The sequence below is a fragment of the Psychrobacter sp. AntiMn-1 genome (assembly GCF_001854065.1).
Classification (GTDB): domain Bacteria; phylum Pseudomonadota; class Gammaproteobacteria; order Pseudomonadales; family Moraxellaceae; genus Psychrobacter; species Psychrobacter pacificensis.
This window is the reverse complement of the sequence record NZ_CP012969.1, coordinates 2,757,812-2,770,638: the sequence shown is the minus strand read 5'-3', so window position 1 is coordinate 2,770,638 and position 12,827 is coordinate 2,757,812. Positions and strand designations below refer to the sequence as shown.

General features: G+C 45.6%; 9 protein-coding genes. 5 read left to right on the top strand and 4 right to left on the bottom strand.

Features of this window, described 5'->3' with window-relative positions; genetic code table 11:
- Positions 1 to 16: 16 nt before the first annotated feature.
- Positions 17 to 1,666, bottom strand: a complete 1,650-nt coding sequence (gene groL / locus AOT82_RS11985; RefSeq protein ID WP_071003223.1) for a chaperonin GroEL — start codon at positions 1,664 to 1,666, stop codon at positions 17 to 19.
- A gap of 123 nt (positions 1,667 to 1,789) precedes the next feature.
- Positions 1,790 to 2,080, bottom strand: a complete 291-nt coding sequence (gene groES / locus AOT82_RS11980; protein ID WP_058024926.1) for a co-chaperone GroES — start codon at positions 2,078 to 2,080, stop codon at positions 1,790 to 1,792.
- A 457-nt stretch (positions 2,081 to 2,537) separates the two neighbouring features.
- On the opposite strand from groES, the gene AOT82_RS11975 reads away from it, so the two are divergent.
- Entirely contained in the window at positions 2,538 to 3,293 is a 756-nt protein-coding gene (locus AOT82_RS11975) for a DUF3108 domain-containing protein (RefSeq protein ID WP_071003777.1), read from the top strand.
- A gap of 138 nt (positions 3,294 to 3,431) precedes the next feature.
- Here AOT82_RS11975 and AOT82_RS11970 read toward each other — a convergent pair whose 3' ends face one another.
- Together AOT82_RS11970 and wrbA are read right to left on the bottom strand one after the other, a co-directional pair.
- A complete protein-coding gene (locus tag AOT82_RS11970) occupies positions 3,432 to 3,920 on the bottom strand; it encodes a hypothetical protein (protein WP_071003221.1) in 489 nt (162 codons plus the stop codon).
- A gap of 92 nt (positions 3,921 to 4,012) precedes the next feature.
- Positions 4,013 to 4,630: an NAD(P)H:quinone oxidoreductase gene (gene wrbA, locus AOT82_RS11965; RefSeq protein ID WP_071003219.1), complete on the bottom strand. Its 618-nt coding sequence runs from the start codon at positions 4,628 to 4,630 to the stop codon at positions 4,013 to 4,015.
- A 288-nt stretch (positions 4,631 to 4,918) separates the two neighbouring features.
- Here wrbA and AOT82_RS11960 point away from each other — a divergent pair, with 288 nt between their 5' ends.
- The 4 genes from AOT82_RS11960 to AOT82_RS11945 all read left to right on the top strand — a co-directional run bounded on the left by AOT82_RS11960 (position 4,919) and on the right by AOT82_RS11945 (position 12,785).
- Positions 4,919 to 6,490: a YihY/virulence factor BrkB family protein gene (locus tag AOT82_RS11960; protein WP_071003217.1), complete on the top strand. Its 1,572-nt coding sequence runs from the start codon at positions 4,919 to 4,921 to the stop codon at positions 6,488 to 6,490.
- Positions 6,491 to 6,656: 166 nt separating this feature from the next.
- The gene (locus tag AOT82_RS11955; protein ID WP_071003215.1) at positions 6,657 to 9,473 is read left to right on the top strand and encodes a M66 family metalloprotease; all 2,817 of its coding nucleotides are present in this window, start codon (positions 6,657 to 6,659) and stop codon (positions 9,471 to 9,473) included.
- A gap of 327 nt (positions 9,474 to 9,800) precedes the next feature.
- A complete protein-coding gene (locus tag AOT82_RS11950; protein ID WP_227517149.1) occupies positions 9,801 to 11,372 on the top strand; it encodes a DUF2254 domain-containing protein in 1,572 nt (523 codons plus the stop codon).
- Positions 11,373 to 11,510: 138 nt separating this feature from the next.
- Complete coding sequence (locus AOT82_RS11945) at positions 11,511 to 12,785, top strand: cation:proton antiporter (protein WP_071003211.1); 1,275 nt, start codon at positions 11,511 to 11,513, stop codon at positions 12,783 to 12,785.
- The last annotated feature ends 42 nt before the right edge of the window (positions 12,786 to 12,827 follow it).

Here is a 12,827-nt window from a genome sequence, read left to right as displayed (position 1 = left end):
AAAGCGTAACGGAATATTACATCATACCGCCCATTCCACCCATACCGCCCATTCCACCAGCAGCGCCCATACCTGCCATTGCGTCTTCTTTCTCTGGCAAATCAGTAATCATGGCTTCAGTCGTTAGCATGAGACCTGCTACTGACGCTGCATTCTCTAGCGCTGAACGTGATACTTTTGCTGGATCAAGGATACCCATCTCAAGCATATCGCCGTACTCACCAGAGGCAGCATTGTAGCCGTAGTTGCCCGTGCCGTTTTTCACTGCGTTAACCACAACTGATGCTTCTTCGCCAGCGTTGGTAACGATTTGACGTAATGGTGCTTCCATCGCGCGGCGTAGGATGTTGATACCAGCGTCTTGGTCGTCGTTGTCGCCTTTTAGCTCAGACAATGCATTCATCGCACGAACTAATGCAACGCCGCCGCCAGGTACAACGCCTTCTTCAACCGCGGCACGAGTGGCATGTAGCGCATCGTCAACACGGTCTTTCTTCTCTTTCATTTCAGTTTCAGTCGCTGCGCCAACTTTGATTACTGCTACGCCGCCTGCCAGTTTTGCAACACGCTCTTGTAGCTTTTCTTTATCGTAATCAGAAGTAGACTCTGCGATCTGACGGTTGATAGACTCAACACGGTTTTCGATGTCAGCTTTGTTACCAGCGCCATCAACGATCACGGTGTTTTCTTTACCAACAGTGACTTTTTTCGCAGTACCCAATTGCTCAAGGGTCGCCGTCTCTAGGCTTAGTCCAATCTCTTCAGAGATTACCGTGCCGCCCGTTAGCGTTGCGATGTCTTCTAGCATGGCTTTACGACGATCGCCAAAACCTGGTGCTTTAACGGCACAAGTTTTTAGGCCGCCACGCATGTTGTTTACAACTAAGGTTGCCAATGCTTCGTTTTCTACGTCTTCAGCGATGATTAGCAATGGCTTGCTTTGCTGCATGACTTGCTCAAGTAATGGCACGATCTCACGGATATTGCTGATTTTTTTGTCAACCAATAGGATATATGGGTTTTCAAATTCAGCAGTCAGGCTGTCTTGCTTGTTGGCAAAGTATGGGCTGATATAACCACGGTCAAACTGCATACCTTCGACCACTTCTAAGGTATCTTCAAAGCTTGACCCTTCTTCAACGGTGATAACGCCTTGTTTACCCACTTTTTGCATCGCTTGCGAGATCAATTCACCGATTTTGGTATCTGAGTTGGCAGAGATAGACCCTACTTGCGCGATGGCTTTTTCATCATCAGCGGGCGTTGATAGGTTATGGATTTCTTGAACTGCTGCGCGAACGGCTTTGTCGATACCGCGCTTAAGATCCATTGGGTTCATGCCAGCAGCGACTGATTTCATGCCTTCTTGCAAGATTGACTGAGCCAATACGGTCGCAGTGGTCGTACCATCACCAGCGACATCATTAGTGCGGCTAGCAACTTCACGAACGAGCTGAGCACCCATGTTTTCAAATTTGTTTTCAAGCTCGATTTCTTTGGCAACTGATACACCATCTTTGGTGATGGTTGGCGCGCCAAAAGATTTATCGATAACGACGTTACGACCTTTAGGGCCTAGGGTGACACGTACTGCGTTTGCTAGAACGTTGACACCGTCCATCATTTGTTTACGGGCATCTATGCCGAATTTTACGTCTTTTGCCATGTTAAATTACTCCACTATTATAAGTATGAGAATACAATTGAATGATTTGATAGTTGCTTATCAAAAGCGGTTATCAGAACCTGTGGTCAAGATGTGCTGAGTATAAAACGATACTCGAGAGGACTAGCCTTCTAGCACACCTAGTACATCAGACTCTTTCATAATCAATAGTTCTTCACCGTCAACCTTCACGGTTTGACCAGCATATTGACCGAACAAAACTTTGTCGCCAGCTTTTACATCTAACGCACGAGTTTCGCCATTGTCACGAACTTGGCCATTACCAACTGCAATGACTTCACCTTGTGAAGGTTTCTCTTGAGCAGAACCCGGCAATAAAATACCACCAGCAGTTTTTGTCTCTTCTTCTATGCGGCGGACGACGATACGGTCATGTAAAGGACGAATATTCATCGATATGACTCCAAAAATTGGTTGTTTGAATAAAGGGTTTATTTGAATTAATAGTCTCAATACCAGTATCTATAAGAGTCGCCATTCAATCATAGCAATCTAAAGATACGCTTTGAGCTTGTAACAAAAAGTGGGGGCAAGATAGGTTGGCTTCAAGTGTAAAGCCCAAAAATTTACAAGATTATTCTGACGGAATTTGATAGAGATGAGGCTTAATAGAGGCCATACGTTTTATTTACCCTCTATTGCTGGCTTTACAGCACGTTACCCTCGATGGTCGTATCAGATGTCATAGCAACATTCGCTACAATCGTCACACGTGCCGGTCGATTGTTACTCTTGAAAATGTAACAGAGTATGACCATTATAAGCGTTGTGAACATAATAAGAATGACGATAGATGCTGCTATATCAGCATCTTATTAACTACTAAGAGGTATCTATGAGTTTTTTATCAATGCATAATAAATCACTGCCCAACGCTTCTAATAATACGAAACGCAGTCCATCTAAGTTTTTATCTGCCTTAATCACAGGTATCAGTATTTCTACCATTGGAGCCTTGAGTATGACCGCACCCACCCTCGCTAGCGCCAAAACCGTCCGACCCTCTAGTGCCAATTATAGCTTTACGGTAGAAGACAAATACAAAGGCACCGCCACCCGTACGCTAGGCAAATCGGGCAATACTTGGAAGTATAATGTCAAAGCACGGGTGGCAGGTGTTGCCAATGCGTCGCAAAGCAGTACCTTTACCATCAAAGGCAATAACGTCATTCCGACGCAGGCCAGCACTACTTATAAACTGCTGGGTCTTGGCCGTACGCACAAGCTAAGCTTTAACCCAAGCAGCAAAAAAGTCACCAGTACCTATAAAGGCAAAACTATGACCATGGATATGGCGCAGCAAGCCTTTGATGACTTAAGTCTTGAAGTGCAAATTCGTCAAGATTTACTAAACGGTAAGTTCTCTGGTAACTACTACATGGCCAAAAAAGACAAGGTAGAAAAAACACCATTTAAAAAATCGGGCAATACCAAAATCACGGTGCCAGCCGGTACCTTTGATACTGTCCGTATTGACCGTATTCATGACGACAATGACCGCTCAACCAGTTTTTGGTTAGCGCCGAGCTTGGATTATTTGCCCATAAAAGTCAGTCAGATTAACGATGGTAAAAAGATGGATCTAGAGCTGACTAAGGTCAATTAATTTTCAGCTTATCGCTCACTTGACGCTGAGCGAGTCTTATAAAAAAAGCGGTACTCCACATGAGAGTGCCGCTTTTTGTTATTCAATCTTTTTGTGATCTAAGATCTTTTATGCCAACAGCAGAGGTAAAAAACCAATCTAGCGAGAGCGCGGCTGCTTGACGACATTATTCATCGACGGCAGGCGTTTTAGTAAAATAAACAGCCAAACATTGATGGCAAACAACAATACAAAATCAATCAGATATACCGCTATTTCCACCCAGCTGCTGCCATACGCGCGCGTAAACAGCACCACGCCACTTGCGCCCAAATATACTAGAGTAAACATACTACCGACCAATAACGCATAAGGCGAGCGCCCGCGCACGATCCATGGCGTCAGTATAAAAGCTGGCAAAAGCCATAGTGCTTGCCATGCGATACCGCCCACAATATCAGGGCGACTGGCATTAAACACATTGATCAAGATGGGCAACCCAAGCAGTCTATACACCAACCAAATCAGCCACGTCATCATCAAGCGCTGACGCATGGGCGTAATAGGTTTTTGCGGGGTGGCCGCGCGCCCAGACTCTACAGTTGGCGCATTGCTATGGGTGTCGCTATCAGATCGGTCGGTAGCCATTATAGATACAGGTTTCCTCATTCACAGCAGCGGCAGTTGGGGGCTACTGACAGTATAGTAGAAGATAAAAGATAGTAGAAAACAAAAGCCGTTTATCGTTGCCAATTGGCCTGCGCCAATGCGCGAGCACTAATCGCCAAACGCCGACCTTGAGCGATACCTAACTCGCGCTCATCATCAGAGACTGGCTGGTCATGTAATGCACCGCTCACATGACTGGCACCATAAGGCGTCCCGCCGCGATGCGTCCGATTTAATGCAGGCTCAGCATACGGTACCCCAACGATGACCATCCCGTGATGCATCAATGGTAACATCATCGTCAGCAATGTGGACTCTTGGCCACCATGCATAGAGCCTGTCGCTGTAAATACCGAGGCTGGCTTATTTTGTAGGTTTCCCGCCAGCCAGAGCGTGACCGTATTGTCCCAAAAATACTTCATGGGCGCGGCCATATTGCCAAAGTGCGTCGGGCTACCCAATGCCAGACCGCTACAGTCTTTTAGATCATCCATCGTACAATACAAGTCACCTTCATCAGGTATTGCAGGCTTGCTCAATGTGGTTTCAGGTGCCACCGTCGGGACAGTACGAATACGTGCGGTCATGCCAGCATCTTCGATCCCTTGAGCGATAGCATATGCCAATGTCTTTGTCGTGCCATAATTTGAATAATAAAGCACCAAAACGTAAGGGTTGGCCTGACTCATTAACCGTCCTTCCTCATAAAATCATTGATAGTATTATTTATATATCATTATTTATCGATCAATAACGATACCGCCCGCGATAGGCGATGCGATGATGTGCTCATTATGCCCCAGTCATTCACCGACATGCAAACCAGCTGACGACTATTTTACGACCACTTACGCCAGCCACGCCTACTTGATGCCTTATCAAATAGCCGCTGTGCATTTTGACACAATTAAACCGCAGATGTGAGCAGCGCATGTTTGTTACACTATTATCACTCTTACTTTTGCTAACTGGTCGACATGGAAAAATTCTCACAAAAACTGCCATTTCTACAACAACGCTGGTTTCAATTCTTGCGATTTTTGGTTCGACATTTTTTTGAAGACAACTGTCAGCAAAAAGCAGCATCGCTAACCTACACGACTATGCTGTCGATTGTGCCTGTGCTAACAGTATTATTGATGATTTTATCTTCGGTACCAGCACTCGCCTCTGTAAGAGCACAGATATATGAGGTCATTTATAGCAACCTATTGCCGCAATCGAGCATGCAAGTCAGTGAGTATATCAATGACTTCGCCGAAAAATCATCGAACCTTACCATCATCGGCGCCATGGTGCTATTTTTTACCACCATCATGACCTTGACCACCATTGAGCGTGCCTTTAATCAAATCTGGCGGGTGGAGAGCCGCTCAGGTGGTATAAAGAGTCTGCTGCGCTATTGGACAATTGTGACCTTAGGGCCTATGGTGCTGGGTACGGCGTTTATCGCTTCAAGCACGGTACAAAGCTTGAGTTTTTTAAATCGCCAAATAGCAGGCTACGGTATTGATTGGGGGTTTTGGGTACAGGCCGTATCGATTGGTATCACTGTCGCAGGTTTTATTGGCATGTATTGGTTCATTCCTAAGGCGCGTGTACCGCTAAAAAATGCAGCGATCGCGGGTGTGTTTGTCGCAATAGTCTTTGAGCTGATGAAGCATCTGTTTGGCACAGTGATGGCAAACTTTACCAGCTACGAGGCCATTTACGGAGCCTTTGCCGCCTTGCCTATCTTTTTGTTATGGATATACCTGTCTTGGAATTTGATTTTGTTAGGCGTTGAGATCAGCTATACCTTAACCATTTTTGAAACAGAAGAGGTCTATCCTCGCCATCCCCTACTTAGCTTGCTGGACATGCTAAACTTGGTATATACCCATCATTTAAAAGGTGAGTCCGTCAGTGAGCAAGCCCTGCGCAATGTGTTGGGCCGCAAAGAGCTACCCAAATGGTACACCTACATCAACTACCTCCAAGACAGCAACCTCATCACCATGACCGAAGATGAGGACTATGTACTCAAAAAAGACTTGAGCAAGATGACATTGTGGGATTTTTATCGCACTCTGCCCTATCCTTTGCCGATCAAAGACGAGCTCGATGAGATGAGAGTAGAAGAGCAAAAGCCATGGCTCAGCCTCCTAGTGGATCGATTTGAGCATACGGAAGCCTATGCCAAGCAGCAGCTAGACTTGCCGTTGAATATTATCTTTACCAACGCCAAACCGCGCAAAAACCCTGATGACAAAGGCACGAATAAAAACACCCCACACCCTTTGTTTAAAAAACCTGAATTTAGAAAAACATCGCAAGCCGCTCCTAACAGCTTAGCTCAACAGTCAACTGATACAACAGCGACCCCGCACTTTGATCCAGCCGCTTATGACAAGGACAGTAAGGTTGAGTGTGATGCGCATGATAATGAAATCATCATTCCTATAGACCCAAAAACGGCGCCGTCTCCACAAACCAGCAGATGGGGACACAAAAGCACAATCATCACCGAAGCGGACAACCCTAAACACGGCTCTAGCAATAAAAATTAGTTTGCTAAAGTAGATAAAAGAAAGCTGATTGGAAACAAGAAAACAAATGTAGTACAGTTTATTAATATAGCTGTTATATTCCCAGCAACACATTTGTTGGGGTATTCTTTTGACACATAGCACAGTATTTCCATTAAAAACCATAAGTATCGGCATCATCTCTATAATGCTATCTGCATGCGGTGAAGGTAGTGATGATAATACACAGCCTGCACCATCTGATAAGCCGCCTGTAATGGTTCCACCTGATACAAGTGAGCCATTAACGCCACTGGAACCAAGCACGCCAATCAAATATCCAGAACCACAAAAAGACCGTGCTGGTTATTATCAATTAGGCTTCTTTGACTATGACGGTGCCGGTGAAACACGAGAGATCCGCTCTGACTTGACTGGCTCTTTTCAAGCCATGATTCAATTTGGGCAGAATCATACGGTAGATCCTCAGGGCAACGAAGCAAAAAACATGCCACGCCTAACTGCAGAAAAAGAGGCGTTATTACTGGTTACGCCTACGCTTGAGATGGGAGCAGTCAATCAGCTGGTTGCTGAGATTTATCAAGATGGTCTACTATTACGCAGGGTCAATTTAGACGACCCGACCCAAATCCCACCATCTGACCAAAACAACAGCGATGATAGACCACGGGTCGCCTATAGTAAGCGCGCTTGGTCAACCAAACTCAACTGGGATGAAGTACAAAGCGGCCTTAAGATTCGTATTGTCGATGAACAAAATCGTAACGGTGAATTACTAGAGAATAAAATAGACTTTGCGGCGCCAGGTGAGCTGGTCTTAACCAATATTCGTCTTGGTCTTTTGAGCCCAGTGACTGTAAACAACAATGGTCATTATATGCTGCTACAGCCAGAAAAGGCGGGCGCAGATTATTTCCAGACCATTCCAGCAGCAAAGATGACCGTCGCTAAATACGATGACGTCGTGCTTGATCGGGTGATGGTAGCGAACGGTACTATTTATGATACGGCTTCAGGTAGCAGCTCAGATGGCAGCGTATACAGGGGTGATATGCGCGAAAACACAGGCAAATCAACCTTTGGCGTCGGTATTAACCTTGCCAACTGGGGCGTCACTAGCGCATCGATGTTAAGCCAAGAGCAGCCGCAGCTCACCCAAAATGTCAATGCACACCATGCCCGTGGCAAATACGCCAACGGTACATTCAACCACGGCTTAAGCGGTGGCAATGGTATGCTGACTTTGATTGACTCGGTCGGTAATGAGTTTAGTCATGAAATTGGCCATCATTATGGATTGGGGCATTATCCAGGTAAAGTTGGTGATAAAAAATTCTGGTCAGAGCACCATGCCGATAGTGGTTGGGGTTACATGCCCCTTAGAAATAGAATGCGTGGTAACTTTGAATGGTGGCGAAAAGATGTCGGTGCCGGTACTGAAGACTCACCTACTTTCTTAGGTCAATACGGCTATGGTCGTGACGCTATGTCTGGTGGCTCTAATAACAGTGACATCTCGCGCTATACTCATTACACCGGCTATAGTACAAAAACCAAAATCCAGCCAGCATTTGATCGTTATATGTTTGCCAGTGACTCACCGACTGGCTATAAAAAATGGGATGCTGAGCGTCAAAGAATGCAGATCGCACAACCAAAAGTACCACGATCTAATAATGTTTGGTACAACAGCGCCGATGGCAACTATTTAAGACCGCGTTTGCAAGGCGTGCCTGTTTATACTATTTTAGGTGGTTATGACCCTGTCACCCAAAAGGGTATTATCTATCCAGCAGCTCGTGGTAACTGGGGTAACGTCTTTGATTTACCGGCGGCGAGTAGTTCAGCTGACGTCGCTAGCTGCTGGCTGACCGTTACTTACAGTAACAACATGGTCAATAACATTGCCCTTGCCCCTCATCGCATGAATGGCAATAGCAATGCCAATAAATTTCACGTCAATTTAGCGATTTCTGAAAACCCTAACAAAGTCGATTTGTATTGTAAAAAAGCCAACGAAGCACAGGTATTATTATCATCAACCGCTATTGGCCCCTATAGCGATATCATTAAGCCAGCCGTTACCTTTGGTAAAGAGCATGGCTTTAGCGCCTTAAGAAAAATCGAATTACCACTATTAGCGCAGCAACTTATCGATCAATCGGCCAACCCGACTATCAATTTGGACGCCGAGGGTGAGCTGATATACCACTCTTATAAAGATGATCGTGATGCGCTCAGTCAAGCATTCAGCCCGCTTGCCTTTCAGGTACTCGAGCGTTATGAGCAGCAACAACAGACCATGCATCGCCTAAATCGTTGGGTCAATGTGTATCGTGATGATTTAATCGAGGGCGGGCCGGAGGTCATCACTGCCTTTCATAAGTTTGTCAACGAATTAGAACTGCAAGATGATCAGCCTCTAGCAAATGTCAGCCCACTCATGAATGGTAACAACTGTCTTAAGGTTGAAACATTAGAAGATGGTAAGCTCAATACTTTTATCAGCGGACCAAGTGCTTGCACAGGAGATGACTCTGAGCAATGGATTCAAGACAGCAAAGGTCGTATCCACAATAAAATGTCACTAGATCAGTGCCTAATGCCGAAAGGTGGCAATGTCATTAACCTAGCCCCTTGTGATGATCAAGCAAGCTTGCAAGTTTGGCAAATGGATGTATCCGCCAACGCCATCAAGCAAGGCAATCAATGCTTTGACTTAGAAAGTGGCTATATAAGTAATAATCGCGCTCGACTCATTCGCTATAGCTGTACAGGTGGCGGCAACCAAAGATGGACGATGCTTACGCAAAACTCTAGTTTGATATTATCTGGCGCTGGCAAAAATCTACCGCTGATAATAGAGAGTATGCAAAAACAAGCAGTGACGACAGACATCATGCAAATGCAGTTGGCAAGCACCAATAGTAATCATCAGCAACCCTCTACACTAGCAAAAGTAAGCAACGCGATAAGCACTTGGTTTTATAGTCTCATCAGCTAATTGAAAATACCTAATAATGATAAAAATAAGCTCCTATGATAGGGGCTTATTTTTACTAAATTTTTCATCGTTATTATTTATATGATAAGGTAATAAATAGTCAAAAGATTACTCCAGCGTTACGCTTAAATTTATCACCATTTTATTTTGAACCGGCTATAGTGCGTAGACGCAGCACGCAAGGACAATGAATCCCTGTAGGACGGTACCTGTTTTAAAATAGATTCACTATAGACGATCTCGTCAGTCATTTTTGGAGCGCGAACATTGGACAAACACCCTGAAAATGGCTTTTTTAAACGACTACTCTTATTTTCAGGGCAGAGGATGAAGGCGTTTTCGCAGCTTTGGTCGTTACAGACATTGGCTGACCTGCCCGATCGTTTAAGAAACTTGTGGCAGGAGTTGATCGGCTCTTACTGGTTTATTCCGACTGCTTGCGTCATCGCCGGCATCTTACTGGCGCCAGTATTGGTGACGATAGATCAGCACTTTGACCGCGAGACCGTTCGAGAGATTACCTTTGCTTTTACGGGTGATGACGATGCGGCGCGCGCTATCATGACCGCTATTGCTGGCGCTGTATTGGGCGTTGCTGGTACGACGTTCTCAATTACCATCGCCGTCCTTTCGATGGCCTCCTCCCAGTTTGGCCCACGGCTATTACGCAACTTTTTGACAGACACACCAAACCAGTTTGTCTTAGGGGCGTTTATTGGTACCTTTAGCTATAGCTTGTTGGTACTCAAGTCGATTCATAAGTATGATGTGGCCTTTGGCGTACCGCAACTGGCGGTGACCTTTGGGATTATCATGGCGATCATCTGTGCGCTGTTATTGGTCTATTTTGTCCAGCATATGGTCCACGCTATTCAGGCCTCGCACGTCATTCAAAACGCCAGTAACGATGCCATTAATAATATTCACTACTGGTATGGGGATTATTGTGATATTCAGCATCAGCGCGATGTCGAGCAGCACGATGTCGAGCAGTTTCGCCAGTGGCAGGCAACGCCGATTTATCCGCCGCAATCCGGCTACCTGCAGCACATTTATTTGGAGTCATTAATCACACTGACTCAAGAGTATGGCGGCGTGGTGCATCTACAGAGTAACCTCGGTGATTATGTCACTGACAACAACGTCATTGGGCATTTTTATCAACGTCCGACAGACCATCCTAATAATCGGCAAAAAACCGCAACGCCGCAGCTGGCCGTGTTGCCACGTACCCCTGATGGTATGTTTTGGCAGCGCTTTGCCGGTTGTATTCGTATCGAGCAGCGACTGGCACACTCCAATGATATCGCCTATAGTCTGGGGCAGATGACCGAGATTGCGGTGCGCGCCCTCTCACCTGGTATCAATGACCCAAAAACAGCCGTCAACTGCGTACAATCGCTCACCAGTTGCCTGAGCATTATGATGCGTCGTCAGCCGCCTAGCCCCTATCATTTTTATATACCTGCCGAGCACCGTGACAAACCGCCGTATACTGCCACACCAAAACAAGTGGTGGCGCAGCAGCGCGTGGCTATCTTGGCCGTGGTGACTTATACGCCCAAAATATCAGAATTCATCAATACCTCACTTGGAGAGATTCGGCGCTATGCCGCAGCTGATGCCATGGTCCTAAAGGCGCTGTGTCAAGCGATGGTCAATCTCAACTATGCATGTATCAATCAAGCACAGCAGCAGACCTTGCTGCATGAGCTACAGCTAATTGAGCGCGCAGGAGAAGAAAACCTAAGCTACCAAGAACTGATAGATGACCTTGTCGCTATGTGTGAGCAAGCCAAGCAGTTTATTCTTGATGAAGACGCACAGCATCAACATTTTAATTATGTCAGCGAATTTGCTGCCAATATCCGTGAAGCACTACAGTCACAGTCGAGTTAGTAATATGACAATTGGATCGCATAGCATATTGGTAATACACAGTCCCTATCATTTCAATATTTATAGCTCAAAATCTTTACGTAACTCTCATAAGTCATAGGCTTAGGGTTAATTTTATATTCATACGAGATCTGCTTTATGGCATCTGCAACCAGCCTAACCATACTTGAAATCAGCGCCATATTTTTATCGATTACGGCCTCACTGACCTATGTCAATCATCGCTTTATCGGTCTGCCCACGACCATTGGCGTCATGGTCATCTCGATTGTCCTATCTATCGGTGCGATTTTTTTGGGATTTTTGGGGTTTGATCAGCTCATTGATTATGAAGTCAGTCTATTAGAGCAGCTTGATTTTACCGAGGTGCTATTGGACGGTATGCTCTCGATGTTGCTATTTGCAGGTGCCTTGCATGTCAATATTGGTGATTTGAGGCGCTATAAACTGCCTATCGGTATCCTAGCTGGACTCGGTACTATCGTATCAGCCATGCTCATTGCCACCGCTGTTTATTTTATGCTGCCTATATTCGGTTTTGGACTACCGTTTCTTTGGTGCCTACTTTTTGGAGCACTCATCTCCCCTACTGATCCCATTGCCGTCATGGGGATTCTTGCATCAGCAGGCGCGCCAAAAAGCATTGAGACTGTCATCGCTGGTGAGTCATTGTTTAACGACGGTATCGGCGTTGTGATTTTTGTTCTATTACTGGGGATTTTATCTAGTGGCGATATTCCAACCATTAACTATGTGGCGCATACCTTGGCTGTCGAGGCGGGTGGCGGTGTGATGTTTGGTTTGGTATTGGGTGCGATTTTGTACTATTTGCTAAAGAGCATCGATAGTTATCAAGAAGAAGTACTTTTGACATTAGCAGGCGTCATCGGCGGCTATGCGCTTGCTAGTCATTGGCATTTGTCAGGGCCGCTCGCTATGGTCATGATGGGACTGATGGTGGGTAACCGCGGGCGGGCGCTTGCGATGAGTGATCAGACGCGTCATTACATTGATCTGTTTTGGGAGCTGGTTGATGAAATCTTAAATGCTATTTTATTCGTCCTTATCGGTCTAGAAGTAGTGATGATTGCTTATTCGGGCAATTTATTTATTGCAGGTGGTCTAACTATTGTTATTGCTCTAGTAGCTCGTTTTATCGTGGTTGGGATGACGACCAAGACCTTTCATCGCCAGCTTGATTTGCCCACTGGTGCATGGAAAGTACTAACATGGGGTGGATTGCGCGGCGGTATCTCAGTCGCTTTAGTATTACAGCTACCCATCGGTACCGAGCGCGATATTTTATTGGCACTCACTTATGCGGTAGTGATATTTTCTATCTTGGTACAGGGCCTCAGTGTTGGCAGAGTCGCCAAGAGCATTCGTAAGGATAAAGAAATAACAGAGGCATAAACCACAAATACAGCACGTATAAAAAAGCCAGCCTGAGACATG